Origin of the sequence: Pararhizobium mangrovi (assembly GCF_006516965.1) — a bacterium.
In the GTDB taxonomy this organism is placed as follows: domain Bacteria; phylum Pseudomonadota; class Alphaproteobacteria; order Rhizobiales; family Rhizobiaceae; genus Pararhizobium_B; species Pararhizobium_B mangrovi.
Window position 1 is genome coordinate 69,859 of the sequence record NZ_VHLH01000015.1, and the last position, 26,321, is coordinate 96,179.

Genomic DNA, 26,321 nt, shown 5'->3' on the forward strand with positions numbered 1-26,321 from the left:
AAGTCATGGCGTTCGTGAAAGCGCAGGACGGAACCGATCTCTACGTCAAGGACTGGGGCGAGGGCCGCCCCGTCGTGCTCATCCATGGTTGGCCGCTGACGGCCGACAGCTGGGAGCATCAGGCCCTGTATCTGGCCGAAAACGGCTATCGCGTCGTCGCCTACGACCGGCGCGGGTTCGGCCGCTCGGGCAAGCCCTGGAACGGCTACGACTACGACACCATGTCGGACGATCTATCGAGCGTCATGGCCGAGCTCGATCTGCGCGATGCCGCGATCGTTGGCTTTTCGATGGGCGGCGGCGAGGTTTCGCGCTACATGTCGCGTCATGGCGGCAAACGGGTCAGGCAGGCCGCGCTCATCTCCTCGATCGCGCCCTTCATGGGCCAGGCCGACGACAACCCCGACGGCGTTCCGGCCGACGTGCTGCGCGGCATCCTCGACGGAATCCGCAACGACCGACCGGCCTTCTTCGAGAATTTCCTGAAGGATTTCTTCGGCGACGGCACTTCGGCCGGCGGCGTCAGCGCGGCGACACGCCATTGGGCGTGGGGCATGGCGATGATGGCGAGCCCGCGCGCGACCCTCGAATGCGCCAACGCCTTCGCGCTGACCGACCTGCGCCCGGACATGGCCGCCTTCGAGGTTCCAACGCTCGTCGTGCACGGCACCGGCGACCAGACGGTGCCGATCGATCCGACCGGCCGCGCGGCGGCGAAGATGATCGCTTCCGCGACGCTCAAGGAATACGAGGGCGCACCGCACGGCCTGACGGAGACGCACAAGGACCAGCTGAACGCCGACCTTGCCGACTTCCTCGAGGGTTGACGATCACCACCGGCGGGTCGGCGGACTTGATCGCCGGCCCGCCTGCCCGTTCGCCACCCCATCGCCGGAAGCCATGCGGCGTTCTGAAAACGGTAACCCTTCCGTCTGTCGAGGGCGACCACCCGCCGCACCGCCCGTCCAGCGCGCATGGACCGCTTCACCTCGTGTGCCATATTTGCTAGAGCGCTTCCGACCGATACGGAAGCGCGCTCGAGAGGCACGAAGCGAACTCGGATCACGCGCGAAAGGGGCGCACGAGAATGGAAGCCATCGAACAGCCGGAACTGGTGACGATCTTCGGGGGCTCCGGCTTTCTCGGCAGGCATGTGGTGCAACTGCTCGCCCAGCGCGGCTATCGCATCCGCGTCGCTGCACGTCGCCCGCAGCTTACCATGCACCTGAACCCGCTCGGCCAGGTCGGCCAGATCGTCGCGGTTCAGGCGAACCTGCGCGACCGTGCCTCGATCGAACGGGCGGTCGAGGGTTCCGACCATGTCGTCAACTGCGTCGGCATCCTCTTCGAGGGTGGCTCGAACACCTTTGCGGCCATCCAGGAAGAAGGCGCAAAGACCGTGGCGGAGGCGGCGCGCAAGCACGGATCGACCCTGACGCACGTCTCGGCCATCGGCGCCGATCCGGAATCGGAATCCGTCTACGCGCAGACCAAGGGTCGCGCGGAAAGGTCGATCATGGAGGAGGGCCCGGAAACGGTGATCGTCAGGCCGTCGATCCTGTTCGGTCCGGAGGACAATTTCTTCAACAAATTCGCGAACATGGCGCGCTTCTCGCCATTCATACCGCTGATCGGCGGCGGCAAGACGCGGCTGCAGCCGGTCTTCGCACCGGACGTGGCGGAAGTCATCGCACGGCACGTGGACGGCAAGATCGCGCCCGGCATCTGGGAGCTCGGCGGGCCCGAGGTGCTGACGTTCCGCGAGTGCATGGAAGAAATGCTCTCCGTCATCCAGCGACGCCGGGCGATGGTGAACGTGCCCTGGGGCATGGCGACGAGCCTCGGCTCGTTCTTCTCGAAGCTGCCGGTCGAGCCGCCCCTGACGGACGACCAGGTCAAGCTCCTGAAGAACGACAACGTGGTTTCGGAAGAGGCCCGTCGGGAAGGCCGCACGTTCGAGGCCCTGTCGATCAAGCCCGTTTCGCTGGCAGCCGTGTTGCCGGAATATCTCGTGCGATTCCGCGTCGCGGGCCAGTTCAGCCGCTGGACCCGGTCCACCTGATCATGCGTTTGGAAACGCCGCGTCCAGCCGGACGCGGCGCCAGCGTTAACGCGGCATGAAGAAATTAACTGCATGATGGCGACAGTCGGCCCCGGATCGTGCGATGGGGAACCCATACGCCCTGCCTGCGTTGTCGAGCTACGAACAAGACAAGAGGAACGGATCGCCACCGCGCCCCCGACCGGGCGTGCCGGAACGATACGTTCCCATCGAGGCAACACGGCCGGTCGCGACCGGTCCAGCAAGAGGGCCGGCGTCGAAGCCGGCAAACGGTAGATCCTGATGGCCAAGACAGTCGCATCCTCCTTCGCATTCGCGGTCGCGGCTATCCTCACGGCATTCTTCTTCGCACCCCGTTCCAACGCCAATGTCGAGCACCCCTGCTCGCAGGCCTACGGCGTGAACACCTGCGTCGCGCAGGCCGCCGCAAGCGCGTCGAACTTCTAGAGCATTTCTGAGCCGGACCGATCCAGTCCGGCGTCCCGACCAATGCGCTCAATGACGAAGCAGAGCGCAGAACCTGATCCGATCAGGACGCAACGCGCTCAGGAACTGGTATCCGGGTTCTGGTCCGGCGCCACCCGGCCCTAACCGACAATCGATCGAGTTCGACATGCAAGGGATCGTGACGCGTCTGCGCGTGGGCATCCGATCGATTCGTGGTGCATCGCCGCAATCACCGTGATTGCGCCGACCGAGGCACGGGCATGCGGCGACACATGCGTGCCGGATGCCCGAAGCATTCGCCCCTTCGCAGGTGGTCATCTCTCGACGCGCACCGTAATGCGCGGCTCAACCGAACGTGAGGAGCACGAGGCCGACGATGCCGACGACGAGGCGCCAGTAGGCGAACGGCGCATAGCCGTGGCGCGAGACGAAGTCGAGCAGGGTACGCACCACGAAGATGCCGGCCACGAATGCGGCGACGAAGCCGATGACGATGTTCGTCGTCGCGTCGACGTTGAGCACGCCGATGTTCTTGTAGAGATCGAAGGCGAAGGCTCCGGCCATCGTCGGCATCGCCAGGAAGAAGGAGAACTCCGCCGCCGATCGCTTGTCCGCACCGAGCAACAGTGCGCCGACGATCGTCGAGCCGGAGCGCGACGTCCCCGGGATCATCGCCAGGCACTGGAAGAAGCCGATCGCGAGCGCCAGCCAGATCGGATAGTCGACGACGTCGTGGTAGCGCGGCTTCAGGTTCATCCGGTCGACGACGAGGAGAACGATACCGCCGAGGATGAGCGCGATGCAGATGGTGCGCGGCGATTCGAAGAGCACCTGCTTGATGAAGTCGTGGGCGATGGCGCCGATGACCGCGGCGGGCAGGAAGGCGACGACGATGGCGATGACGAAATGCCGCCGTCGCGAATCGGTGAAGAAGCCCTTGGCAAGCGAGACCAGCCGGGCAAAATAGACCGTGACGATCGCCGCGATCGCTCCGAGCTGGATGAGGACCTCGAAGGTGTCGCCTGGCGAAGAGAAGCCGATCACCCGCTCGGCGAGAAGCAGGTGGCCCGTTGAGGAGACCGGAATGAATTCCGTCAGCCCTTCCAGAAGGCCGAGAACGAGCGACGAGAAGATCATGTGGTCCGCCATATGCATGCCTTTCGATCGATGCCGGACGCGCGTTTCAATGCGGACGGCATCATGCGCTGTATGGATTGCTTGTTTCGACGCGTGCGAATCCGTATAGGGTTCGCCGGATTCGGTCTCGGCGGACCGTAGCCGCCAAGTCCTTCGTTTTCGATGAACACGGTAGGCGCCCATGCCCCATCTGCATCACCACCCCATGTCGGCCGCCTCGCGATTCGTGCGTCTGATCCTTGGCGAATACGGCTTCGATACCGAGCTTGTCGAGGTGGAACCGTGGTCCCGCGCGCCGGAGTTCCTGGCGATCAATCCCGCCGGCACGCTTCCGGTCTACATGGACGATTCCATGCGGGCGATCGTCGGTGCCGGCGTCATCGCCGAATTCGTCGACGAGACGCACGGCGTGCTGAAGCGCGATCGTCGGCTGACGGCGGAGGATCCGTTCGAGCGCGCCGAGATCCGCCGGCTCGTCGACTGGTTCTTGTTCCGGCTGGAACAGGACGTGACGCGGCCGCTGGCGCGCGAACGGGTGCACAAGCTGACCATGCCGCCGAGCCGCGGCGGCGGCGCACCCGATTCCAAGGCGATGCGCACGGCGCGCGCCAACATCAGGGAACACATGAAATACGTCGCCTGGCTCGCCGCCACGCGCAACTTCCTCGGTGGCGACCGGCTGAGCTATGCCGATCTGGCAGGCGCTGCCTCGCTTTCGGTTCTGGATTATCTGGGCGAGATCGACTGGGCGGACGTGCCGCAGGCGAAGGACTGGTACCAGCGCATGAAGTCGCGCCCGGCTTTCCGGCCGCTTCTTGCCGACCGCGTGCGCAGCCTCGCACCGGTCTCGCACTACGCGGATCTCGATTTCTAGAGCGCTATGCGACCTGATCGAATTAGGTCCGGCGCTCTATTCCTTCGTCTTGCGCATTGTTCCGGGCAGCCGCGTCGCCCTCGGCTCGCCGATCCGTCCGCCAACTCTGGCCTAAGCCGGCCGATCGGCCTAAATGGCGGGCATGGACGAACGAGCGGAAGAGCGATTGCGCGCACGGCTCATCGCCGATGCCGGACGCCTCGGCTTTTCCGGTGTCCGGATCACGCGCGCCGACGCCATTCCGGCCGCGAAGGGCCGGCTCGATCATTTCCTCGCCGAAGGCCGGCACGGCACGATGGCCTGGATGGCGGACACGGCCGATCGCCGCGGCGCGCCGCTGACGCTATGGCCCGCGGCGCGTTCGGTCGTCATGCTGGCCATGAACTACGCGCCCGAAAGCGATCCGCTCGCGATCCTCGACCAGCCCGCCCATGGGGCAATCTCCGTCTATGCCCGCCACCGGGATTATCACGACGTCATCAAGGGCAAGCTGAAGGAGATGGCCTCCCGCCTCGCCGCGGCGAGCGGGGCGGACGTGAAGGTCTTCGTCGATACCGCGCCGGTCATGGAAAAGCCGCTTGCCGAGGCCGCCGGTCTCGGCTGGCAGGGCAAGCACACCAATCTCGTCAGTCGCGAACTCGGCTCCTGGCTCTTCCTCGGCTCGATCTTCACCTCGGCCGAACTCACGCCGGACGCGGCGGAAAGCGACCATTGCGGCTCGTGCCGCGCCTGCCTCGACGTCTGCCCGACCGACGCCTTTCCTGCGCCCTACCAGCTCGATGCGCGGCGCTGCATCTCCTACCTCACCATCGAGCACGCCGGGCCGATCCCGCACGAATTCCGCAAGGCGATCGGAAACCGCATCTATGGCTGCGACGATTGCCTGGCCGTGTGCCCATGGAACAAGTTCGCCAAGGTGGCGCGCGAACAGAAGCTGCAGGCGCGCGCCGACCTCGATGCGCCGCCGCTCGCGCGGCTTCTCGCGCTCGACGACGGCGCCTTCCGGCAACTCTTTTCCGGTTCTCCGATCAAGCGCATCGGCCGGACACGCTTCATGCGCAATGTGCTGATCGCCGCCGGCAATTCGAACGACGCGTCGCTCGTCGAGCCCTGCCGCGCGCTTCTCGACGATGCGGAACCGCTCGTGCGCGGCGCCGCCGTCTGGGCGCTCGGCGAACTGCTCGATCACCGTTCCCTGTCCGCGCTCGAAGCGACGGTTGAAGAGCTCGACCCGTCCGTGCGATCGGAATGGGCCGCCGCACTCGGCTGAGATGGTGGTAAAGGGAAACGGGCTTCAGGAGACCAACGGTTGCGTGTTTTCATCTTCGGCGCCGGATTTTCGGGCCAGGCGATCGGCGAGCGGCTTTCCGCCGCCGCAGAAGTTGCCGGAACGACCCGGGACCGCTCGCATTTTCCCGTGCTGACCGCGAGAGGGATCACGCCGTTTCTCTTCGACGGCGAGACGCTGGACGACGCAGGCCGGGCCGCCCTGTCGAAGACGACGCATCTCGTCATGTCCGTTTCGCCGGCGGAGACCGGAGATCCCGTTTTGCCGCTGATCGAGGACCGGCTGGCCGAAACCATGCCGGACCTCGCCTGGATCGGCTATCTTTCCACCGTCGGCGTCTACGGCAACCACGACGGTGCCTGGGTCGACGAGGATACGTCGCCGCGACCGGTTTCGAAGCGCTCGATCGCGCGTCTGGAAACGGAAGAGCGATGGAGTCGGCTCGGCGAACGGCATGACGTCGCAACCGCGATCATCCGCCTTTCCGGCATCTACGGACCGGGGCGCAACACCTTTCGCAGCCTGAACGAAGGCCGGGCCCGCCGGCTCGTCAAACCCGGACAGGTCTTCAACCGCATCCACGTCGAGGACATTGCCGGCGCGAGCGCGCTGCTCGCCGAACGGAGGGCTTCCGGCATCTTCAACGTCACGGACGACATGCCCGCGCCGCCACAGGATCTCGTTACCTTCGCAGCCGGATTGATGGGTGTAAAACCGCCGCCGCCGATCGCTTTCGAAGATGCCGAACTGAGCGCCATGGCGCGTTCGTTCTATGGTGAAAACAAGCGGGTTTCGAACGATCGCATCAAGAACGCGGGTTACCGCTTCGTCTATCCCGATTATCGCGCGGGCCTCGAAGCGTTATGGCATTCAAGCCGATGGTAATACGCGTGGTAGAAGTGCGTATTACCTTTCGAAACATTCCTTGATGACGCCTTGAGGGAACCTTTTTCGACACATTCACGTTCTCGCCATCTTCTTTTACCACAGGGTAACCTTCGTTAACGGTCGGGCAATGAGGTTATCCTATGAAAGCATCGCGCGTGATGGCACGCTCGTGCCAAGCCACGATGGCAACCGCTCTTCTTCTTTCCGCTCCCTTCACCACCATCGTTCCGGCCAATGCCGCCAAGCCCAAGCATTGCGGCGAGGCATCCTGGTATGCCTTGCACTCCACCACCGCCTCGGGTGAGACGATGGTGCCCTCGAAGCTCACCGCAGCACATCGCCACCTCGGTTTCGGCACGCACATCAAGGTGGTCAACGAGGACAACGGTCGCAGCGTGACCGTGCGCATCAACGATCGCGGTCCGTTCGTCTCGGGCCGGGTCCTCGACCTTTCGCGCGGTGCCGCGCGCAAGCTCGGCTTCATCGGCGACGGCATCGCCGACGTGTGCTACCGCATCATCGGCTGACGCCGACGCTTGCGCGCCATCGATCGGCGGCTTAACGAGGCCCCTTCACCACGAGGGGAAAGCCCATGCGCCTCGGCGGGCGGCTCGCCGCCGCGATCGACATCCTTGCCGACCTCGAAACCCGAAACCGCACGCCGGCGGAGGCCCTGAAGGATTGGGGCTACGCGCACCGGTTCGCGGGCTCGGGGGACCGGGCGGCGATCGGCAATCTCGTCAACGACACGTTGCGCCGCCGCCGGTCCATCGCCTTCCTGATGGACGGCGATACGCCTTCGGTGCTGGCCCACGGCGCGCTCTTCACGTCCTGGAACGTCACGCCGGAACGTCTGGCGCGCGAAAACGAGGCCGACCGGTTCGCACCGGACCCTCCGTCGCCGGCGGTTCTTTCGGCGTTCGCCGCACGCCGCCTCGCCGATGCACCGGCGCCGGTGCAGGCGGACGTTCAGGACTGGCTTGCCCCTTCATTGGAAGCGAATTTCTCCGACGTCTGGGTCGAAGAGATGCGGGCGATGGCGGGGCGGCCGCCGCTCGACCTGCGGGTCAACCGACTGAAGGCCGATAAGGCCGAAATCCTCGAAACGCTGGCGCCTTCGGGTGCACGACCCTGCGCGCTGGCGCCGGACGGCATGCGGATTGCCGCGGGCGAAGGCCCGGCGCGCCTGCCGAACGTGACGACCAATCGAGCCTACGCGCAAGGTGCGTTCGAGGTACAGGACGAAGGTTCGCAGATCGCCGCGCTTCTCTTGGGCGCCATGGCGGGCGAGACGGTTCTCGACTACTGCGCCGGCGGCGGCGGCAAGACGCTGGCGATCGCCTCGGCGATGGGTGGGGCGGGAAACATTCACGCCTTCGATGCCGACTTGCGCCGGCTCTCGCCGCTCGCCGAGCGGGCAGGCCGCGCCGGAGCACAAGCCGTCACGATCCATCGGCAACCGGGCGATCTCGCCGGGCTCGAAGGCGCGTGCGATCGCGTACTCGTCGACGCGCCTTGTACCGGAACGGGTACGTGGCGCCGGCGACCGGACACCAAGTGGACGCTCGACCGGGCGGAGCTCGCCGAACGCGTGCGCCAGCAGGAAGAGGCACTGTCGCGCGCCTCGCTCCACGTGCGCGCCGGCGGCGAACTCGTCTACGTCACCTGTTCGCTGCTGCCGGAGGAAAACGAGGCGCAGATCGCGGCCTTTCTGGAGGACAATCCGGGTTTCGCCCTCGCTTCGCTCGCCGAGCGCTGGGCCGAAACGTTTCCGGCCGACGGACCGAAGCCGCTGTCTTCGGACGGGCATACGGTCACGCTGACCCCGGCTTCGACGGGGACCGACGGCTTCTTCGTCGCCAGCCTCGTTCGCGGGTCGTAATCACGCGGGGGCCTTCTCGCATCCGATACGTTTGCCTGGCTGCGTCACGACGACGCTCCTCGAGCAGCCGCAGTCTGCGGCATCGGCGCATCATGCGCGGACTTTCCGGGGCTCCGTAGAGGCTCGTTAAGCCTTTCGACAATGTTGCTGTGCGAAAAATATTGCTAAATATATCGGTAACAACTGCAGGCTGCGCATCGTCTTTCGCGCGAAGCCTCGAGCAACGACCGAAAAGGGCCCTCCTCATGTTCTATCAGTGGTACGAGCTCTCGCACGCGGCGATCATGCCCTGGCGTGCGGCGGCGGACGCCATGCGTCTGGCCTATCAGAACCCGTTCAACCCGCTTTCCCACACCACCATGGGTCGGGCCGTCGCGGCCGGCTTCGAAGTGTTCGAGCGCTCCACGCGACGTTATGCCAAACCGGAATTCGGCTTCACCGAGACGAAGATCAATTCCGGACCGGTGGCGGTAACGGAAGAGATCGTCTGGTCGCGCCCGTTCTGCGACCTCCGCCACTTCAAGCGCGACCTGCCGGAAGGGGCCCATGCGGGTCCGAAGATCCTCGTCGTCGCGCCGATGTCCGGCCATCACGCCACGCTCCTGCGCGGCACGGTCGAGGCGCTTCTGCCGAAGGCCGACGTCTACATCACCGACTGGGTCGACGCGCGCCGCGTGCCGGTCGTCGAAGGTGCCTTCAACCTCGACGATTTCATCGACTACACGATCGAGATGCTCCAGCTTCTCGGACCGGACGTGCACGTCATGGCCGTGTGCCAGCCGGCTGTCCCGGTGCTTGCCGCCGTTGCCCTGATGGAAGAGGACGGCGACCAGCACGCGCCCGCATCGATGACGCTGATGGGCGGGCCGATCGACACGCGCCGCACGCCGACGGCCGTCAACGACCTTGCCATGGAACACCCGATCGACTGGTTCTACGACAACGTCATCATGCCCGTGCCGTGGCCGCACGAAGGCTTCATGCGCGAGGTCTATCCGGGCTTCCTGCAGCTTTCGGGCTTCATGTCGATGAACCTCGACAAGCACATGAGCGCGCAGAAGGACTTCTTCTTCCACCTCGTCCAGAACGACGGTGAGCCTGCCGAGAAGCACCGCGAATTCTACGACGAATATCTGGCCGTCATGGACCTGACGGCAGAATTCTACCTTCAGACGGTCGAGACGGTGTTCATCCGCCAGGCGCTGCCGAAGGGCGAAATGACGCATCGCGGCCGCCCCGTCCGGCCTGAAGCGATCCGCGACGTCGCACTCCTGACGATCGAGGGCGAGAACGACGATATTTCCGGCGTCGGCCAGACGCAGGCCGCGCACGACCTCTGCACGGGCATTCCCGAAGACATGCGCCACCACTATCTGCAGCCGAAGGTCGGCCATTACGGTGTCTTCAACGGCTCGCGCTACCGTGCCGAGATCGCCCCGCGCATTCTCGACTTCATGCGTACGCACGACACGCGCGACGGCAGGAAACGAACCCCCGGCAAGCGCAAGACCACAAGCGAAACCTGACCCGGAAAGCCGGAATTGGCGGCGAAAAACGGCGATACTGCCCGATTTCGCTTGAATCGGCGAGAACGACCCCCCACCTCAATCATGACCGAGCGGCATGGGGCCGCAGGACAAGACGACGAGGTTCCGACTGATGACCACTTCCGCTTTGATCCGACCGGCATGGACGCCGGCGACCATTGCCTTGATGGTGATCGGCTTCATGGTGTTCTGGCCGCTCGGCCTTGCCATGCTCGCCTACATCATCTGGGGCGACCGACTCGAAGGCTTCAAGACCGAGGTCAACCGGGCGACGGACGACTTCTTCGGCGGCATCAAGCGCGCGACGAGCTTCGGGCGCGGTACGGCGGCTTCCGCCGGTTTCGCGCGCTCTGGCAACGTCGCCTTCGACGAATGGCGCGAAGCCGAGATGAAGCGCCTCGAGGAAGAGCGCCGCAAGCTCGACACGATGCGTGCGGAATTCGATGCCTATGTGCGCGAACTGCACCGTGCGAAGGACCAGGAAGAATTCAACCGCTTCATGCGCGAGCACAGGGCGAGCTCTGGCACGACGCCGACGCGCGCCGAGATCGACGCCTGACGGACGTTTTCCGGTATATGAATGAAACGACGGCGGCGCCTATTCGGGCGGCGCCGTTTTCCGTTTGTCGCCCCGTGTGACCGACGGCGAATCAGGTAAGGTGACCGGATGAGGCCCTTTGCGCGCAAGCACCAGCCGAGCGAGCCGAACAGCAACGGCAAATCCCATCCCGATAGCGTGACGGTTTCCGGTCGCACCCTGCCGCTGACGGTACGCGAGCATGCGAACGCACGCCGGCTGACGCTGCGCATCGCGCCGAACGGGCGGGCCCTTTCGATAACCGCACCGCCCGGTATGCCTTCCGGCGAGGTCGACGCGTTCCTTCGCCGTCAGCAGGGCTGGCTGACCACGCGTCTCGCGGTCTACCCGGAAACGCCGGGCCTCTTCGATGGCGGCACGATCGCGCTGCGCGGTGTCGAACATCGCATCGCGCGAACGGGAACCGTCCGCGGGCGGACCGAGGCGAAGAGCGGTGTGGGCGGCGCCGTGCTCAGCGTCGGCGGCCTTCCCGAACATCTCGGGCGTCGCATCGCCGATTTCCTGAAGCGTGAGGCGCGCGCGGATCTCGGCGAGCATGTGGCGCGGCACACGGAAGCTTCCGGCACCCGCACGGCCGCCATCCGCATCAAGGACACGAAGAGCCGCTGGGGATCGTGCACGAGCGGCGGCGTTCTTTCGTTTTCGTGGCGCATCGTCATGGCGCCACCGATGGTGATCGACTATCTGGCCGCGCACGAGGTGGCTCATCTGCGCGAGATGAACCACGGGCCGCGCTTCTGGCGTCTGTGCGAGGACCTCTGTCCCGAAACGCCCGACGCCAAGGCATGGCTGAAGACGAACGGAACCCGGCTGCAGGCGATCGATTTCGCCTGAGCGGGCAACGCGAACGTGCCGCTTCCTCGACTTCACCACGGTTTCGTGCGAACGAGATGCCATGCGAGACGCACCCGACATCAAGATCTGCGGATTGACCAGCGAAGACGCCGTGACGGCCGTGCTCGGCGGCGGCGCAAGCCATCTCGGCTTCATCTTCTTCGCAAGGAGCCCGCGCCACGTCACGCCCGAGCGCGCCGGCACGCTTGCCGCGCCCGCACGCGGACGGGCCCTCGTGACGGCGGTCACGGTCGACGCCGAGGACGACGAACTCGACCGGATCGTCGCCGCACTCGAGCCGGACTGGCTGCAGCTTCACGGCCGAGAGCGGCCGGAACGCGTGCATACCGTGCGCACACGCTACGGCCTGCCGGTGATGAAGTCCTTTTCCATCCGCACGGCCGCGGACCTTGCCGCGATCGAAGCCTATGCGGATGTCGCCGACCGCCTGCTCTTCGACGCCAAGCCGCCGGCGGGCGCCGAACTGCCCGGCGGAAACGGCGTTTCGTTCGATTGGCGGCTTCTGAGCGTGCTTGACGCGGATGTCGATTACATGCTTTCCGGTGGCCTCGACAGCGGCAATGTCGGCGAAGCGCTGCGCCTGACCGGAGCGCGCGGCATCGACGCTTCATCCGGCGTGGAAAGCGCGCCCGGCACCAAGGATCCCGCCCGGATCGCCGCCTTCTTCGAAGCCGTCCGCGCCGCCCGCGGCGAACCCCTTTCTGGAGCCCGACCCACGTGAACGAGCCGCTCAAGCCCAATTCCTTCCGCTCGGGACCCGACGAGGACGGCCTCTTCGGCATCTTCGGCGGACGCTTCGTCGCCGAGACGCTGATGCCGCTGATCCTGGAGCTGCAGGAAGCGTGGGAATGGGCGAAGGGCGACGCGGGGTTCCGCGCCGAGCTGGAACATCTGAACGCGCACTATACCGGCCGGCCGAGCCCGCTTTATTTCGCCGAGCGACTGACGGAAGAACTCGGCGGCGCGAAGATCTACTTCAAGCGCGACGAGCTGAACCACACCGGCTCGCACAAGATCAACAACTGCCTCGGCCAGATCCTGCTTGCGCGCAAGATGGGCAAGACGCGCATCATCGCCGAGACGGGGGCGGGCCAGCACGGCGTCGCCTCGGCGACGCTCGCCGCCCGCTTCGGCCTGCCCTGCGTGATCTACATGGGCGCGACCGACGTCGAACGCCAAGCGCCGAACGTCTTCCGCATGCGCCTTCTCGGCGCCGAGGTGAAGCCCGTCAGCGCCGGCCACGGCACGCTGAAGGATGCCATGAACGAGGCGCTTCGCGACTGGGTGACGAACGTCGATTCGACCTATTACATGATCGGTACGGCGGCCGGCCCCCATCCCTATCCGGAGCTGGTGCGCGAATTCCAGTCGGTCATCGGCCGCGAGGCGCGCGAGCAGATCATGGCGGCCGAGGGGAAGCTCCCGGACATGCTCGTCGCAGCCGTCGGCGGCGGCTCGAACGCGATCGGCCTTTTCCACCCCTTCCTCGACGATCCCGACGTCGCGATGGTCGGCGTCGAGGCAGGCGGCAAGGGCCTCGAAGGCGAGGAGCATTGCGCTTCGCTGACGGCCGGGCGGCCCGGCGTTCTGCACGGCAACCGGACCTACCTGCTTCAGGACGACGACGGCCAGATCAAGGAGGGCCACTCGATCTCGGCCGGCCTCGACTATCCGGGCATCGGGCCGGAGCATTCCTGGCTCAAGGAGTCCGGCCGCGTCGAATACGTGCCGATCCTCGACCGCGAGGCGGTCGACGCCTTCCAGCTTCTCACCCGCACCGAAGGCATCATCCCGGCACTGGAACCCGCCCATGCGCTCGCCGAAGTCGTCAAGCGCGCGCCGACGATGGGCCGCGATAAGATCATCGTGATGAACCTGTGCGGACGCGGCGACAAGGACGTGCAGTCCGTGGCGAACTATCTCGGGATGGAGGTGTGAGGACCGTGGAGACGGCGCTTGTCGACCCCGGCGATCGCTACGCACCGCGTGAGGCCTCGTTCCTTCGTATGATCGATACCCCATCGGGAACGATCAAGCTGAACGGGATCGGGTGCGAAGGGATCGACACCCTCGATGCCGTCACGATCGATGATGCCGAACGCACGATCCGTGGATCCGGCGATGGAAGCGAACCGACGGATCATTACGGCGCCGGTTTCGCGATCCTGCACCGGGGCGAGGAAGCGCTCTGGCTGCTGTCGAGTTGGTGGCGTTCCGGTGGCATTGCGACCGAAGACCTGTGGCGCGCCGATCTTTCGTCGCGGTCGAGCCGTTTTCATGCGGTCGAGGAGAAGGTGATGGCTTGCGTATGGGAACTCGGCGTCATCGACTTCGAGCGCCGTGCGTGGATCGAGACGGCCATGGCCGGAAGGCCGATCCCGGAATATCTCGCAGCGCGTTTGCCACGGAGTGACGTATGACCGCACGCATGGACACCCGTTTCGCCGATCTGAAGGCGGAAGGCCGACCGGCGCTGGTGACCTATTTCATGGGTGGCGATCCCGATTACGAGACCGCGCTCGCCATCATGAAGGCGCTACCGGGCGCCGGCGCCGACGTCATCGAACTCGGCATGCCGTTTTCCGATCCGATGGCCGACGGCCCGGCGATCCAGAAGGCGGGGCGTCGTGCGCTCGACGGCGGCCAGACGCTCGAAAAGACGCTTTTGATGGCGAAAGCCTTCCGCGAGAACGACGATGAGACGCCCATCGTCCTGATGGGCTACTACAACCCGATCCATTCCTTCGGCGTGGAGCGCTTTCTCGACGCCGCGCTCGATGCCGGGATCGACGGGCTGATCGTCGTCGACCTGCCGCCGGAAATGGACGTGGAGCTCTGCAACCCCGCCGTCGAGAAGGGGATCAACTTCATCCGCCTCGCGACCCCGACCACGGACGACAAGCGCCTGCCGGCGGTTCTCGCGAACACGTCCGGCTTCGTCTACTACGTCTCCATGACGGGCATTACCGGCTCGGCCATCGTCGACACGGACAAGGTCGAGGCCGCCGTCAAACGCATCAAGGGGCATACGGACCTGCCGATCTGCGTCGGCTTCGGCGTCAAGACGGCCGAGCACGCGCGCATCATCGGCAGGGCGGCCGACGGCGTGGTCGTCGGAACGGCGATCGTCAACCAGATCGCGGGCTCGCTCGATGCCGACGGCCGGGCGAGCGCGGACACCGTGGAAAGCGTGGCGACGATGGTGCGGGGACTTGCGAGCGGCATCGCGGCCGCGCGCCTTGCGCAGGCCGGATGACGCGCCACATAATCCTCGGATCGGAATCGGCCGACCGGTCAGAATCGGGAGCGTAAAGCGTTGAACTGGATCACCAGCTATGTTCGACCGAAGATCAACTCGATGTTCGGCGGCGGACGGGAAGTACCGGAAAATCTCTGGATCAAGTGTCCCGAGACCGGCGAAATGGTCTTTCACAAGGACCTAGAGGAAAACCTCTACGTGATCCCGGCTTCCGGCCATCACATGAAGATCTCGGCGAAGGACCGTTTTCACCACTTCTTCGACGATGGCGCGTACGAGGCGTTGCCGCAGCCGCAGGTGCCGCAGGACCCCCTAAAGTTCCGCGATACCAAGCGCTACACGGACCGCCTGCGCGACTACCGCACGAAGACGGGGCAGGAGGACACGATCCTTTCGGGCGTCGGCACCGTCCACGGCGTCAAGCTCGTCGCCTGCGTGCACGAATTCGCCTTCGCCGGCGGCTCGCTCGGCATGGCGGCCGGCGAAGCGATCGTGAAGGCCTTCGAGCGCGCCATCAAGGAAAAGTGCCCGCTCGTCATGTTCCCCGCTTCCGGCGGCGCGCGCATGCAGGAGGGCATTCTCTCGCTTATGCAGATGCCGCGTACCACCGTGATGGTGGAAATGCTGAAGGAGGCCGGGCTTCCCTATATCGTCGTCATGACCAATCCGACGACCGGCGGCGTTTCGGCGTCCTATGCCATGCTCGGCGACGTCCATCTCGCAGAACCCGGCGCGGAGATCGGCTTCGCCGGCAAGCGCGTCATCGAACAGACGATCCGCGAGCAGCTGCCGGAAGGTTTCCAGACGGCGGAGTACCTGCTCGATCACGGCATGATCGACATGGTCGTCAAGCGCCACGACATTCCCGAAACGATCGCACGGCTTTCGAAGCTCCTGATGCGCAAGCCCGCCGATTACGGCGAACGGACGAAGACGAAGACCGCCGAGCCGGTGAAGAAGGATATGCCGGAGAAACCGGCGGAGGCCGCGAACGGGGCGAAGAAGGCGAAGATCGAAGAGGTCAAGCAGCCCGCAAAGGCGACCGCGCCCGGAGCGACGAAGGAAGCGGCTGCGAAGACCCCGCCGGCCAAGGCGCAGCCCGCGAAGACCCCGACTTCGTAAGCGGCCGGGCACGGCTTCGACCCCTAAGGCTCGAAGCGCGGTAGCCGAGGCGGGAACGCTTCGGCATATCGAAGATGCGCACCAGGGATCGATGCGTCATGGAAAGCGGCTATCCTGCGACAGGCTCGGACGGTGATCGCGCGGACGCGGCATCGCGCGAGATCGACGCGCTGCTCGCGCGCATTCCGAAAGGCATCGATCTCTCCCTCGATCGGATAGAGCGCCTCCTCCACGATCTCGGCGATCCGCAGGAAAAGCTGCCGCCGGTGATCCATATCGCCGGAACGAACGGCAAGGGCTCGGCCAGTGCCTTCTGCCGGGCGATGCTGGAGGCGGCCGGGTATGCCGTCCACGTCCATACCTCGCCGCATCTGGTGCGCTGGCACGAGCGGTTCCGCATCGCGCGCCAAGGCGCGCCCGGGCGCTTCGTCGAGGATGCCACGCTGCTCGAAGCCGTGCGCCGCGCCGTGAAGGTCAATGCGGGGCAGACGATCACCATCTTCGAGTTGCTGACGGCGGTCACCTTCCTTCTCTTCGCCGAACATCCCGCCGACGTGGCGATCGTCGAGGTCGGGCTCGGCGGCCGGTTCGACGCGACGAACGTGCTTGCCGAGCCGGCGGTCGCGCTCATCATGCCGGTCTCCCTCGACCATCAGGCCTATCTCGGCGATCGCGTCGAACTGATCGCGGCGGAAAAGGCCGGCATCATCAAATCCGGCCGACCCGTGGTGATCGCGCGTCAGGAGGAGGACGCGGCACTCGACGTGTTGACGGCGACGGCAGCGCGCCTTCGCGCCCCGGCAAGCGTCTATGGGCAGGACTTCTTCGCCTACGAGGAACATGGCCGCCTCGTCTATCAGGACGAGACGGGGCTTGCGGATCTGCCGATGCCGCGTCTGGCGGGGCGCTACCAGCACGCGAATGCCGCCGCCGCGATCCGCGCATTGAAGGCTGCCGGCTTCGACCTGCCGGCGGGTGCGCTCGAAAAGGGCCTCTCGACGGTAGTCTGGCCGGGCCGTATGCAGCGCCTCACGGAAGGCAGGCTCGTCGCACTCGCGCCACCCGAAGCCGAAATCTGGCTCGACGGCGGCCATAATCCGGGTGCGGCTGCCGTCGCCGCCGCGGCGATGGGCGAACGCGAGGAACGCACCGCCCGCCCGCTGCATCTCATCTCCGGGATGCTCGACACCAAGGACGCGCCCGGTTACTTCGCGGCCTTTGCCGGCATGGCCCGCCACGTGGTGACGGTGCGCATTCCCGACAACGAGAACGCCGTCGATCCGGTGGCGCTGGCGACGGACGCTGCGGAAGCCGGCCTTTCGGCCGAGCCGCGCGACACCCTTGACGAGGCCTTCGCGGCGATCCGCGAGGCGAGCGCCGGCGGTCCGCCTCCGCGCATCCTGATCTGTGGCTCGCTCTATCTCGCAGGCCACGTTCTCGCGGAAAACGGGACGCCGCCGACCTGAGCCGAAAGGGCCGTTCCACCAGCTTGTCGCGAATCGGCGTTCATGGCATGTTCCCGTGCATGCCTCTTGTTTCGCCCCATGCCGCGAGCCCGCTCATCGACGGGCGTCAGTCCGAACGTGCGATGATGGTGCGCCGGGGCGTGCAGGGACGTCTCGCAGCCATGCGTCTTTCGGTCCTTCCGGAACTGACGCTGCCGAACGGCCGGCGCGCGGATCTGATCGCGCTTTCGCCCAAGGGCGAGGTTTGGATCGTCGAGATCAAGACCTCGGTGCAGGACCTGCGGGTGGACGGGAAATGGCCCGAATACCGCCCGTTCTGCGACCGTCTCTTCTTCGCGACCCATTCGGGCGTGCCCGCCGAAATCTTTCCGGCGGAGTGCGGGTTGATGGTTGCCGACGGTTACGATGCGCACCTGTTGCGCGAGGCACCGGAGCATCGCATCGCCCCGGCGCGGCGCAAGGCCATCGTCCTTCAGGTGGCGCAGGCGGCGGCCGATCGCCTGATGCGCGCCGAGCACGCGATCGCCGCCATTCCCGCCTGAACGTCAGCGCGGGGCGCGCTTGGCGAGGATGCGCTGGAGCGTGCGGCGGTGCATGTTGAGCCGGCGGGCGGTTTCGGACACGTTGCGGTCGCACATCTCGTAGACGCGCTGGATATGCTCCCAGCGGACCCGGTCGGCCGACATCGGGTTTTCCGGCAGATCGACCTTCTCACCCTTGCGCTGCATCAGCGCGGCGTAGATCTCGTCGGCATCGGCGGGCTTGGCGAGGTAGTCCGCCGCGCCGAGCTTCACCGCGTTCACGGCCGTGGCGATGTTGCCGTAGCCGGTAAGCACGATCATGCGCGTGTCCGCACCGCGCTGGCGAAGCGCCTCGATCACGTCGAGGCCGTTTCCGTCGCCGAGACGCATGTCGACGACGGCGTATTTCGGCGGTGCGTTGCGTGCGGCGGCAAGGCCTTCGGCAACCGATTCGGCCAGTGTGACGATAAAGCCGCGCTGCTCCATGGCACGCGCCAACCGACGCACGAACGGGCCATCGTCGTCGACGACGAGCAAGGTCGCGTCGGGTCCCGGACCCGAATCGTCCGTCGCCCCCCTGGATACCGCCACGTCGCTCTCGCTCGCCATGATGCCTGGTCCTCTTTATCGATCGTGGTCGCCGGCATGATCGCCCGCTTGCCTAACGAATACTCGCCCGTTGCATATAGGTTTGCAGCGCGGCAAATCCAAAGCCGCGCGTGCCCCGTTCGTATCCGCACGCTCATCCATGAACTGCGTCCGCCGCCGGCACGGGCGCGACGTTCGGCTTCGGCTGCACGCGTTCCATCTTCACGCGAGGCCAGGTAATCATGACGGCGGCACCGGGCGTGTTGGTGAAGGAAAGCCGGGCGCCCGAACGTTCGAGCAGCGTCTTGGCGATGAAGAGGCCGAGGCCGAGGCCGCCGGCTCCTGCCTGTTCCGCACGCGTGCGCCGCGTCAGGAAGGGTTCGCCGATCTGGTTGATGACGTCGGCGGGAAAGCCCGGCCCATCGTCGCCGATCGTCATGGTGACGGTGGCACGATCGTAGCTTACCGCGACATGGACCGCCGTCTCGGCAAAATCCACCGCGTTCTCGACGAGGTTGCCGAGACCGTAGAGGATGCCGGGATTGCGCGTGCCGACGGGCTCTCCGCCCGTTCCCTCGATCGAGTTGGTCAGCTCGATGCCGAACTCGCGATGGGGTGCGATGACTTCCTCGACGAGGGAGGAAAGCGGGAGCCGGCGCATCTGCGCCTCGTCGTCGGTGGAAAGGCTGGTGATGCGTCTCAGGATGTCGCGGCAGCGCTCGCTCTGGCTGCGCATGAGTTCGACGTCCTCGCGGTAGCGTTCGTCGTCACCGAGCGCGCGCTGCATTTCGCGAGCGACGAGGGAGATCGTCGCGAGCGGCGTGCCGAGTTCGTGGGCGGCGGCGGCCGCCAGCCCGTCGAGTGCGGAAAGATGCTGCTCGCGCTGCAGCGTCAGCTCCGTCGCGGCGAGCGCATCGGCCAGAAGATTGGCCTCCGAGGAAACGCGATAGACGTAGAATGCCGCAAAGCCCGTGGTGAAGAGGATCGACGTCCACACACCGGCATGCAGGAGTAGCGGCAACTCGAAGGTCGTGTTCGCGTACCAGGGCAACGGCAGAGAAAGGGCGGCGAGCAGCGTCACCCCGATGACGGCGACGAGGAAGAGCGCGATCGTGTAGCGCACGGGCTGCGAAGCAGACGAGATGATGACCTGCACGCAGACGAGGATCGCGAAGGGATTGGCGATGCCGCCCGTCATGAAGAGAAGGCCGAGAAGCTGCAGGAGGTCGAAGCCGAGAACGGCGAGCGCCGCCTCGGGGGTCAACCGGTGGGTGGCGGGGAAACGCAACGTCAGGAAGACGTTGAGACCCGCCGAGCAACCGATGAGCAGAAGACAGGGCACGACCGGAAAGGTCGTGCTGATCCAGAGCCACGTCACCGCCACGGCGAGGAACTGGCCGCCGACGGCCAGCCAGCGAAGCCGGGTCAGCGTCTCGAGGCGCAGATGGTAGCGCGAGACGCGATCGTCGAAGAGATGCATGGAAAAGCGCTGCATGCGCGTTCCTCCCGGCAGGAAGCTGTGAACCGGTTTCATGGTCGAGTCCAGTTTGCGGTGCGTCATCTTTCGCGCGACCGGGTGCGGTTCGTCGGCGCAGCCTGCAGGGGATCTTCCGGCCACGGGTGTTTCGGATACCGCCCGCGCATGTCCGCCCGCACGTCCTTCCACGAGCCCGCCCAGAAACCCGGAAGGTCGCGCGTCGTCTGGAGCGGGCGATGGGCGGGCGAGAGGAGTTCGAGCACCAGTGGGAAGCGGTCGCCGGCGATCGAAGGATGTTCGCAAAGGCCGAAAAGCTCCTGTACGCGCACGGGCAGGACCGGCTCCTCGCCATCGTAGCGGATCGGATGGCGCGTGCCGAGCGGCGTCGTGAAATGCGTCGGGGCGAGATGGCCGAGCGTGTGAAGGCGCTCCGGCGGCACGAGGGAACGCAGGCCTTCGCCAAGGCTTCCCGGCGCGATCGCGTCGAAACGGTCGACGCCCGGCTGGAAGGGTGCGAACCATTCGTCCAGCCGTTCGACGAGTGCGGTGTCGCTCACATCCGGCCATGGCGCGCCGAGGATGCGGTGAAGGAAACCGAGCCGCTCGCGAAGCTGCCGACCCGCCTTGCCGAACGGTAGCGCATCGACGCCAAGAAGGCGGACCCCTTCGCACAGCGCCGAGGTGACGGCCTGCGGATCCGGCCGGGCACGCGGTTCTTCCTGAAGGACGATCGCGTCGAACCGGCGGATACGCCGGGCGCGAACCGCCCGCGCCCTGGCGTCGAAGGTGCATTCGTCGACCGTCTCGATCCGCCCGTCGAGCCCGGCTTCCACTTCCGGGCGGGTGAGGACTGCGGCGGCGAGGACCCGGTGCTCGCGTGCTCGGCCGGTACAATCGGCAACGACGAGGAATTGCGCACCGGCGATTGCTTGCGCCTCGTCCACGGCGGCGCCCCGGCCGGTCGCCATGCGGAAGCGACCGCGACCGCCACGGGCGATCGCCAGCCGATCGGCATAGCCCGGCAAGAGGAGGGTGCCGACGGTGGGCGCGTTCGTCTCCGTTTCGCCTTCCGGGCCGCCATGCGCATCGCGTGCCTGCCGGGCGAGACGACCCGCAAGCTTGCGTGCGGCGACCGCACGCGGCGTGCGATCGGCAGCGAACCGGCGCAGCCTTTCGTCGAGGTCGATCGCCGTTCCACCGAGCGCCGGCTCGCCGAGGAGAACGGCCAGACGTGCGGCTTTCTTGGTGCCCGAGCCGGCCTCGGCGGCCGCGACGATCATGGCCGCATCGCGCACCGGCAGGCCGAGACGGCGCATCGTCCGGCCCCTTTGGCTGAGACCGCCGATCGGGTGAAACGCACCGAGAGTTTCGAGGAGGCCGCGCGCCTGGTCGAGCGCTCGCTCCGGCGGCGGGTCGATGAAGGACAGCTCTCGCGGATCGCCGACGCCCCAGGCGGCGCAATCGAGCACGAGGCCGGAAAGGTCCGCGGCGAGCATTTCGGGCGGCGCGAAGGAAGGCAGTGCCGCGGTCTGCTGTTCGCGCCAGAGCCTGAGCGCAATACCCGGTTCCGTACGACCCGCGCGACCCGCACGCTGATCGGCCGCCGCGCGCGAGACCGGCACGGTCTCGAGCCGGGTGATGCCCGTCGCCGGTTCGAAGACCGGCTGGCGCGAAAGGCCGCCATCGACGACGATGCGCACGCCGTCGATGGTGATCGAGGTTTCCGCGATCGCCGTCGCGAGCACGATCTTGCGCGTGCCAGGCACCGGCGGCCGGATCGCTGCGTCCTGCTCGGCACCGTCGAGACCGCCGTAAAGGGCGACGACGCGCGTATCGTCGCCGAACCGGCCTTCGAGGCGTGCGATCGTGCGCCGGATCTCCGCCTGGCCGGGCAGGAAGGCGAGAATGGAGCCCGTTTCGCTCGCATGCACCTCCGTGACCGCGCGTGCCATCGTGGCGTCGATGGGTTCGCGCGGCGGTCGGTCGCGATGACGGATTTCGACGGGAAAGGCGCGACCGCTGCTTTCGACGACCGGTGCACCGTCGAGAAGCGCTGCCACCTTGGCCGTGTCGAGCGTCGCGGACATGACGACGATGCGCAGGTCCTCGCGCAGGCCGGCGCGGATATCGATGGCGAGCGCCAGGCCGAAATCCGTTTCGAGACCGCGTTCGTGGAACTCGTCGAAGACGACCGCCGCGACGGTGCCGAGTTCGGGGTCATCGAGGGCCATGCGGGTGAAGACGCCGGGGGTTACGACCTCGATCACGGTCTTTTCCGAAACCCGCGAATCGAGGCGGACGCGATAGCCGACCGTCTCGCCCACCGCTTCGCCGAGCATCGAAGCCATGCGGCGTGCCGCGGCACGCGCGGCGAGCCGGCGCGGCTCGACAATGACGAGGCGACCTGCCGAGCGCCACGATGCCTCGAGCAGCGCGAGCGGCACAAGCGTCGTCTTGCCGGCGCCGGGCGGAGCGGCAAGCACGGCCCGGCCGGCCTCGTCGAGCGCCCTGCACAACGCCGGCAGGATCGAGGCGACCGGAAGATCCGGCAGACTTTTTGCTAGACTGGCCGGCAAACTGGAAAGATCGGGCTCAGGCATCGTCGCCGATCCGGACACACGCTCCGCCTGCGGCTTCGGCATCCGCCTTGTCATGGGTGACGAGGACGACCGGCAGGCCGGCGGCACGCGCCCGATCGAAGACGAGGCTGCGCATGTGGCCGCGCAACGTCGCATCGAGCTTCGAGAACGGCTCGTCGAGGAGAAGGAGGCGGGGATGCGAAACGAGCGTGCGCATCAAAGCGACGCGCGCCTTCTGGCCGCCCGAAAGGGTTGCCGGATCGCGGGCTGCGAAATCGGCGAGCCCGACTTCGCCGAGTGCCGCTTCGGCGATCGCGCGGCGGCGGCTGCGACCCTTTTCGTGCCTCGGAATGGCGAAGGCGACGTTGGCCGCGACGGAAAGATGCGGGAAGAGCAGCGGGTCCTGAAACAGAATGCCGGCGCGGCGCTCTTCCGCCGGCAGTGCGGTCAGGTCGACACCGTCGACACGCGCCTCGCCCCGTGCGGTAAAGACCGGATCCAGAAAGCCGCCGATGAAGGCGAGGAGCGTGGACTTTCCCGAACCCGACGGACCCATAACCGTGAGCACCGCACCCGGTGCGACCTCGGCATCGAGCGCGATGAGCCGGACGCCGGCGAGATCGATCGCCACGTCGCGAAGCCACAGGCCTTTGTGCATGGCCGTCATCGCATCTCCCGTCTTCCGCCCGCCATTCATCGGCTCTACGTGCGCAAGGCACGGCGGTTGCGGAATAACAAGGCGGGCACGAGCGAGGCAATCGCGAAGCCGAGAAACGGCAATATGGCCTGCAGGAAGGCGTAGACGCCGATCACGCGCGCATTGCCGCCGGAGGCGAGAGCGACGGCCTCGGTGGTGATCGTCGTCAGCCGTCCGGCACCGATGAGCACCGTCGGCAGGTACTGCGCGACGGAGACGGCGAAGCCGACGGCGGCGGCGGTGAGGACCGCGCGGGCGAGCATCGGCAGGCGTACGCGCCGGAAGATCGCGCCGCGCGAAAGTCCGAGACCGGATGCGACGACGGCATAGCGAGGATCGAAGGCGCGCCATGGATCGCTGAGGGAAAGGAAGACGTAGGGCAGGACGAAGATCAGATGGACGAAAACGAGACCGGCGAGGCTCGCATCGATCCCCGTCAGCAACGAAAGCACCTGAAGGCCGAAGACGAAGGAAATCTGCGGCACGAGGAGCGGCAGATAGACGAGCAGCAGCGCGCGCCGCCCGCCGGTTCGGCCCGTCTCGTCCTCGCGCGCAAGGCAGGCGACCGTCAGCGCGAGCGCGATCGCCGTCGCGACCAGCGCCGTGACGAGGGTCGTGGCGAAGGGAGCGGCGATCTCCGAGAGCTGACGCTGCCAGGTCTTCAGCCAGAAGACCTGCGGCAGGGCGTCGGGAAACTGCCAGAGCCCGGCGAGCGACCAGAGCGCGAGCAGGGCAAGGCCCGTGAAGACGGCCGCAGCGCATAGGACGACGAGCCCGAACGACAGAAAGCGCAGCCACCGGTCCCGGCGGAAGCGGACGCCGCATGCGCGCAAGAGCGCCGAGCCGCCACCGACCAGGCGTTCACCGGCAAGCCAGAGCGCGAGGGCGGCGAGCACGAGGGCGAACTGGACGAGGGCGCCGGCCGAGGCGACGAAGCGCATGGAAAGGTTCGCTTCGTTCATCCAGGAAAGCAGCCGGACGGGTAGCGGCGCGGGCAGCGTGGGGCCGAGAATGGCGGCCACGTCCACTACCGAAGCCGAATAGGCAATGACCGCGAAGACGGCGAGGCGGATCTGGCCGTAAAGCGCCGGCGCGAGCAGATAGGCGAAGCCGGCAATCCGCCCGTAGCCGAGCGAGGCGGCGAGCCGCCGCGTTTCGACGAGTTTGAGTTGCGGCAGTGCGGCAAGCGAAACGAGGAAGAGGAAAGGCGCTTCCTTGACGATCATCCCGACCGTCATGGTGATGCCGAGCGGGTCGTGGACGATCAGCCAGTCCGGTGGGCGCGTGAGGCCGGTCAGCCAGGGCGAGGCGAGCCGCATCAGGAAGCCGGAGGGGGCGACGAGGAAGGCGAGCCCGAAGGCCGCCGCGGCATGCGGCACGGCGAGCAGCGGCGACAGACCTCGCTGCAGGCGGGCGAAGGCAGGCGTGCCGGCCCATCCGGCAACGAAAAGCACGACGAGGAGGAAGGAGATACCGCCCGTGGCAAGGCCGATCCCAAGCGCGAGCGCGATGGACCGCACGATGCCGGGCATGGTGAAGAAGGCAGCGAAATAACGCAGCGAGACGACGTGGCCGCCGAGCGCCGGAAGGTAGCCGAAGGCAGGAAGCGCGGTGAACGCCAGGCCGAAGGCGAGCGGCGCGACGAGGACGGCAAGCGTCAGCCCCGGCGCGAGGCGGGTCCAGCGCATGGCTGCGGCCGGCGGGGGGCGCGCGCTTAGCGGGCCGTGCCGTAGCGCTTCTTCCACGCCGCCTCGATGCGCGTCGTCCAGCTGGCATCCGGTTCCGGAATGACCGGGCCGAGTTCGCTCGGAGGCAGCGTCGCGGCGCCGAGATCGAGATCGGCGAACTTCCGGCGCTCCTTTTCGGACAGCTTGTCCATGGCGAGTACCGTCGGGTCGCCCCAGTATTGCGGATCCTGCTTGTGGAGCTGCGCTTCCGGCGAGATCAGGAAGTTGGCGACGACCAGCGCGCCCGCCTTGGCGTTCGCATTGTAGGGGATCGCCACGAAATGCGTGTTGCCGAGCGTTCCGCCGGGAAAGGTGAAGGAGCGCACCGTATCCGGCAGTTCGCCGTTTTCGATCGCCGAGGAGGCTTCGGAAGGGTTGAAGGCGAAGATGATGCCGAGTTCGCCGTCGGCGAGCTTGCGCTTCATGTCCGGGTAGTTTTCCGGATAGTCGGCACCCTTGCGCCATAGATACGGTTTCAGCGCGTCCAGATAGGTGAAGAGCGGCTTCACGTCCTGCTCGAAAGTGGCGTCGTTCACCGGCTTGTAGAGCTTGGACGTGTCGCCGATATGCTCGTAGAGCACCTGTTTCAGGAAGGACGAACCGATGAAGTCCGGCGGAGCGGGGTAGGAGAAACGGCCGGGATGGGCCTTCGCCCAGCGAAGCAGGCCGTCGGTATCCTTCGGCAGATCCTTCGCGTCCGTGCGCGCGGAATCGTAGAAGAAGACGAGCTTGGCGTTGCCCCATGGGCTTTCGAGCCCGTCCGTCGGCGTATTGAAGTCGGTGGTGATAGTCGGGTTCTGCTTAAAGGCGACGTATTTCCAGTTGGGCAGCTTCGTCGCCCAGCCGGGGCTCATCAAAAGGCCCTTGTCCTTCATGTCGACGAAGTTCTCGCCGTTGATCCAGACGAGGTCGACCGAACCGCTCTCGTTCTTGCCGGCGGCCTTTTCGGCGACGACCTTGGCAACGGCGTTCGCCGTATCGTCGACCTTCACCTCGCGAATGGTGACCCCGTAGCGCGCCTTCACCTGGCGTCCCGCCCAGTCGATATAGTCGTTGACGTTCTGGGAGCCGCCCCATGCGTTCCAGTAGACGGTCTCGCCCTTCGCGCTGTCGAGCACGGCCTGCCAGTTCGCCGGGTCGGGAGCATCGGCGGCGCGTGCCGGACCGGCGATCGCGAGTGCCGTCGAAAGCCCGAGAACCGCCAGCTTGAACAACTTATGCACGTGATGTCCCTTCCCTGCACCGAACGAAGCCGATCGAGCTTCACCACGGCACTGCCGGCCGGTCAATGTGCGCGGGAGCGCGGG

General features: G+C 66.4%; 25 protein-coding genes. 18 read left to right on the forward strand and 7 right to left on the reverse strand.

All coding sequences use genetic code 11. The features are described from left to right. The first annotated feature begins 5 nt into the window (after positions 1–5). The 3 genes from FJU11_RS09515 (at position 6) to FJU11_RS18280 (ending at position 2,509) form a co-directional block, all read left to right on the forward strand. The gene (locus FJU11_RS09515) at positions 6–827 is read left to right on the forward strand and encodes an alpha/beta fold hydrolase (RefSeq protein ID WP_141166809.1); all 822 of its coding nucleotides are present in this window, start codon (positions 6–8) and stop codon (positions 825–827) included. A 260-nt stretch (positions 828–1,087) separates the two neighbouring features. Further along, entirely contained in the window at positions 1,088–2,062 is a 975-nt protein-coding gene (locus FJU11_RS09520) for a complex I NDUFA9 subunit family protein (RefSeq protein WP_141166810.1), read from the forward strand. A 282-nt stretch (positions 2,063–2,344) separates the two neighbouring features. Next, positions 2,345–2,509, forward strand: a complete 165-nt coding sequence (locus FJU11_RS18280; RefSeq protein ID WP_181408121.1) for a hypothetical protein — start codon at positions 2,345–2,347, stop codon at positions 2,507–2,509. A 345-nt stretch (positions 2,510–2,854) separates the two neighbouring features. Here the strand turns inward: FJU11_RS18280 and FJU11_RS09525 are convergent, their stop codons facing one another. Continuing rightward, entirely contained in the window at positions 2,855–3,658 is an 804-nt protein-coding gene (locus FJU11_RS09525; RefSeq protein WP_141166811.1) for an undecaprenyl-diphosphate phosphatase, read from the reverse strand. A gap of 169 nt (positions 3,659–3,827) precedes the next feature. Here FJU11_RS09525 and FJU11_RS09530 point away from each other — a divergent pair, with 169 nt between their 5' ends. The 15 genes from FJU11_RS09530 (at position 3,828) to FJU11_RS09600 (ending at position 17,967) form a co-directional block, all read left to right on the forward strand. After that, the gene (locus FJU11_RS09530) at positions 3,828–4,520 is read left to right on the forward strand and encodes a glutathione S-transferase family protein (RefSeq protein ID WP_141166812.1); all 693 of its coding nucleotides are present in this window, start codon (positions 3,828–3,830) and stop codon (positions 4,518–4,520) included. Positions 4,521–4,662: 142 nt separating this feature from the next. After that, positions 4,663–5,790, forward strand: coding sequence for a tRNA epoxyqueuosine(34) reductase QueG (gene queG, locus FJU11_RS09535; RefSeq protein WP_141166847.1), 1,128 nt, complete (start codon positions 4,663–4,665; stop codon positions 5,788–5,790). Between the two features lie 39 nt (positions 5,791–5,829). Continuing rightward, positions 5,830–6,693, forward strand: a complete 864-nt coding sequence (locus tag FJU11_RS09540; RefSeq protein WP_141166813.1) for an SDR family oxidoreductase — start codon at positions 5,830–5,832, stop codon at positions 6,691–6,693. Between the two features lie 185 nt (positions 6,694–6,878). After that, complete coding sequence (locus FJU11_RS09545; RefSeq protein WP_235890966.1) at positions 6,879–7,223, forward strand: septal ring lytic transglycosylase RlpA family protein; 345 nt, start codon at positions 6,879–6,881, stop codon at positions 7,221–7,223. Positions 7,224–7,288: 65 nt separating this feature from the next. After that, the gene (locus FJU11_RS09550; RefSeq protein WP_141166814.1) at positions 7,289–8,578 is read left to right on the forward strand and encodes an RsmB/NOP family class I SAM-dependent RNA methyltransferase; all 1,290 of its coding nucleotides are present in this window, start codon (positions 7,289–7,291) and stop codon (positions 8,576–8,578) included. A gap of 245 nt (positions 8,579–8,823) precedes the next feature. Next, entirely contained in the window at positions 8,824–10,104 is a 1,281-nt protein-coding gene (locus tag FJU11_RS09555; RefSeq protein WP_141166815.1) for a polyhydroxyalkanoate depolymerase, read from the forward strand. Positions 10,105–10,237: 133 nt separating this feature from the next. After that, on the forward strand, positions 10,238–10,684 hold the full coding sequence (locus tag FJU11_RS09560) for a DUF2852 domain-containing protein (RefSeq protein WP_141166816.1): 447 nt from the start codon (positions 10,238–10,240) through the stop codon (positions 10,682–10,684). A 108-nt stretch (positions 10,685–10,792) separates the two neighbouring features. Then, positions 10,793–11,557, forward strand: a complete 765-nt coding sequence (locus FJU11_RS09565; protein WP_141166817.1) for a M48 family metallopeptidase — start codon at positions 10,793–10,795, stop codon at positions 11,555–11,557. A gap of 61 nt (positions 11,558–11,618) precedes the next feature. Further along, a complete protein-coding gene (locus FJU11_RS09570) occupies positions 11,619–12,299 on the forward strand; it encodes a phosphoribosylanthranilate isomerase (RefSeq protein ID WP_141166818.1) in 681 nt (226 codons plus the stop codon). Further along, on the forward strand, positions 12,296–13,516 hold the full coding sequence (trpB, locus tag FJU11_RS09575; RefSeq protein ID WP_141166819.1) for a tryptophan synthase subunit beta: 1,221 nt from the start codon (positions 12,296–12,298) through the stop codon (positions 13,514–13,516). Before FJU11_RS09570 ends, trpB begins: the two co-directional genes overlap by 4 nt. Positions 13,517–13,521: 5 nt before the next feature. After that, positions 13,522–13,998, forward strand: coding sequence for a hypothetical protein (locus tag FJU11_RS18785; RefSeq protein WP_141166820.1), 477 nt, complete (start codon positions 13,522–13,524; stop codon positions 13,996–13,998). Then, entirely contained in the window at positions 13,995–14,834 is an 840-nt protein-coding gene (gene trpA, locus FJU11_RS09585; protein ID WP_141166821.1) for a tryptophan synthase subunit alpha, read from the forward strand. The genes FJU11_RS18785 and trpA overlap by 4 nt, the downstream gene beginning before the upstream one ends. Before the next feature lie 60 nt (positions 14,835–14,894). Then, positions 14,895–15,959 carry an acetyl-CoA carboxylase, carboxyltransferase subunit beta gene (gene accD / locus FJU11_RS09590; protein ID WP_181408122.1) on the forward strand — a complete coding sequence of 355 codons (1,065 nt, stop codon included), beginning with the start codon at positions 14,895–14,897 and terminating at the stop codon, positions 15,957–15,959. Positions 15,960–16,057: 98 nt separating this feature from the next. Continuing rightward, entirely contained in the window at positions 16,058–17,425 is a 1,368-nt protein-coding gene (locus FJU11_RS09595; RefSeq protein WP_141166822.1) for a bifunctional folylpolyglutamate synthase/dihydrofolate synthase, read from the forward strand. A gap of 59 nt (positions 17,426–17,484) precedes the next feature. Further along, entirely contained in the window at positions 17,485–17,967 is a 483-nt protein-coding gene (locus FJU11_RS09600; protein ID WP_141166823.1) for an MmcB family DNA repair protein, read from the forward strand. A gap of 3 nt (positions 17,968–17,970) precedes the next feature. Here the strand turns inward: FJU11_RS09600 and FJU11_RS09605 are convergent, their stop codons facing one another. The 6 genes from FJU11_RS09605 to FJU11_RS09630 form a co-directional block, all read right to left on the reverse strand. After that, on the reverse strand, positions 17,971–18,555 hold the full coding sequence (locus tag FJU11_RS09605) for an ActR/PrrA/RegA family redox response regulator transcription factor (RefSeq protein WP_141166824.1): 585 nt from the start codon (positions 18,553–18,555) through the stop codon (positions 17,971–17,973). Positions 18,556–18,688: 133 nt separating this feature from the next. Further along, positions 18,689–20,014, reverse strand: a complete 1,326-nt coding sequence (locus FJU11_RS09610) for an ActS/PrrB/RegB family redox-sensitive histidine kinase (RefSeq protein ID WP_141166849.1) — start codon at positions 20,012–20,014, stop codon at positions 18,689–18,691. Between the two features lie 77 nt (positions 20,015–20,091). Next, on the reverse strand, positions 20,092–22,611 hold the full coding sequence (gene hrpB, locus FJU11_RS09615; protein WP_141166825.1) for an ATP-dependent helicase HrpB: 2,520 nt from the start codon (positions 22,609–22,611) through the stop codon (positions 20,092–20,094). Continuing rightward, on the reverse strand, positions 22,604–23,257 hold the full coding sequence (locus tag FJU11_RS09620; RefSeq protein WP_141166826.1) for an ATP-binding cassette domain-containing protein: 654 nt from the start codon (positions 23,255–23,257) through the stop codon (positions 22,604–22,606). The genes hrpB and FJU11_RS09620 overlap by 8 nt, the downstream gene beginning before the upstream one ends. 35 nt (positions 23,258–23,292) lie before the next feature. Continuing rightward, the gene (locus tag FJU11_RS09625) at positions 23,293–24,975 is read right to left on the reverse strand and encodes an ABC transporter permease (RefSeq protein ID WP_141166827.1); all 1,683 of its coding nucleotides are present in this window, start codon (positions 24,973–24,975) and stop codon (positions 23,293–23,295) included. Positions 24,976–25,001: 26 nt separating this feature from the next. After that, entirely contained in the window at positions 25,002–26,228 is a 1,227-nt protein-coding gene (locus FJU11_RS09630; RefSeq protein ID WP_407946700.1) for an ABC transporter substrate-binding protein, read from the reverse strand. Between the last annotated feature and the right edge of the window lie 93 nt (positions 26,229–26,321).

What these genes read in the sequence shown, in the direction of transcription:
- FJU11_RS09515 (WP_141166809.1), top strand. Translation starts at nt 6, where the DNA reads ATGGCGTTCGTGAAAGCGCAGGACGGAACCGATCTCTACGTCAAGGAC.
- FJU11_RS09520 (WP_141166810.1), top strand. Translation starts at nt 1,088, where the DNA reads ATGGAAGCCATCGAACAGCCGGAACTGGTGACGATCTTCGGGGGCTCC.
- FJU11_RS18280 (WP_181408121.1), top strand. Translation starts at nt 2,345, where the DNA reads ATGGCCAAGACAGTCGCATCCTCCTTCGCATTCGCGGTCGCGGCTATC.
- FJU11_RS09525 (WP_141166811.1), bottom strand. Translation starts at nt 3,658, where the DNA reads ATGGCGGACCACATGATCTTCTCGTCGCTCGTTCTCGGCCTTCTGGAA.
- FJU11_RS09530 (WP_141166812.1), top strand. Translation starts at nt 3,828, where the DNA reads ATGCCCCATCTGCATCACCACCCCATGTCGGCCGCCTCGCGATTCGTG.
- queG (WP_141166847.1), top strand. Translation starts at nt 4,663, where the DNA reads ATGGACGAACGAGCGGAAGAGCGATTGCGCGCACGGCTCATCGCCGAT.
- FJU11_RS09545 (WP_235890966.1), top strand. Translation starts at nt 6,879, where the DNA reads ATGGCAACCGCTCTTCTTCTTTCCGCTCCCTTCACCACCATCGTTCCG.
- FJU11_RS09550 (WP_141166814.1), top strand. Translation starts at nt 7,289, where the DNA reads ATGCGCCTCGGCGGGCGGCTCGCCGCCGCGATCGACATCCTTGCCGAC.
- FJU11_RS09555 (WP_141166815.1), top strand. Translation starts at nt 8,824, where the DNA reads ATGTTCTATCAGTGGTACGAGCTCTCGCACGCGGCGATCATGCCCTGG.
- FJU11_RS09560 (WP_141166816.1), top strand. Translation starts at nt 10,238, where the DNA reads ATGACCACTTCCGCTTTGATCCGACCGGCATGGACGCCGGCGACCATT.
- FJU11_RS09565 (WP_141166817.1), top strand. Translation starts at nt 10,793, where the DNA reads ATGAGGCCCTTTGCGCGCAAGCACCAGCCGAGCGAGCCGAACAGCAAC.
- FJU11_RS09570 (WP_141166818.1), top strand. Translation starts at nt 11,619, where the DNA reads ATGCGAGACGCACCCGACATCAAGATCTGCGGATTGACCAGCGAAGAC.
- trpA (WP_141166821.1), top strand. Translation starts at nt 13,995, where the DNA reads ATGACCGCACGCATGGACACCCGTTTCGCCGATCTGAAGGCGGAAGGC.
- FJU11_RS09595 (WP_141166822.1), top strand. Translation starts at nt 16,058, where the DNA reads ATGGAAAGCGGCTATCCTGCGACAGGCTCGGACGGTGATCGCGCGGAC.
- FJU11_RS09600 (WP_141166823.1), top strand. Translation starts at nt 17,485, where the DNA reads ATGCCTCTTGTTTCGCCCCATGCCGCGAGCCCGCTCATCGACGGGCGT.
- FJU11_RS09605 (WP_141166824.1), bottom strand. Translation starts at nt 18,555, where the DNA reads ATGGCGAGCGAGAGCGACGTGGCGGTATCCAGGGGGGCGACGGACGAT.
- FJU11_RS09610 (WP_141166849.1), bottom strand. Translation starts at nt 20,014, where the DNA reads ATGCATCTCTTCGACGATCGCGTCTCGCGCTACCATCTGCGCCTCGAG.
- hrpB (WP_141166825.1), bottom strand. Translation starts at nt 22,611, where the DNA reads ATGCCTGAGCCCGATCTTTCCAGTTTGCCGGCCAGTCTAGCAAAAAGT.
- FJU11_RS09620 (WP_141166826.1), bottom strand. Translation starts at nt 23,257, where the DNA reads ATGACGGCCATGCACAAAGGCCTGTGGCTTCGCGACGTGGCGATCGAT.
- FJU11_RS09625 (WP_141166827.1), bottom strand. Translation starts at nt 24,975, where the DNA reads ATGCGCTGGACCCGCCTCGCGCCGGGGCTGACGCTTGCCGTCCTCGTC.